2 pseudogenes are annotated in these 332 nt (G+C 40.7%); both read left to right on the forward strand.

What is annotated here, in order from left to right:
• A pseudogene (locus tag HC176_RS20170) lies at positions 1-103 on the forward strand (CcoQ/FixQ family Cbb3-type cytochrome c oxidase assembly chaperone); the annotation flags it as partial.
• Positions 100-332, forward strand: a pseudogene (locus tag HC176_RS18265) (cbb3-type cytochrome c oxidase N-terminal domain-containing protein); the annotation flags it as partial. The pseudogenes HC176_RS20170 and HC176_RS18265, both read left to right, overlap by 4 nt.

Here is a 332-nt window from a genome sequence, read left to right on the forward strand (position 1 = left end):
CTTTTTTGTAGCGCTTTTCTGGTGGGTCTTTACTGCCAAAAAAGATTACATCCATACTGTAGAACAAATTCCATTAGAACCAGATAACGACCAAAACTCATGAGACACGCAATCCCGGCCTGGATAAGAATTCCTGTTTTCTTTATGATCATCGCAGGAGCCCTGGAATTCCTTGTTGATTCGGGCGATAATTATGCTTTTGTAGAACATCCTTTACTGGCTGTTGTCCTTTTGGTTTTTCTTCTGCTTTTAATCGCTGCGGAATTTATTCTTGATGCCTTTGAGAATATTATGTTCCAGGCCCTTACTCCCGAAGCTAAAGAACGCTACAT

Source organism: Tamlana crocina (genome assembly GCF_012037625.1).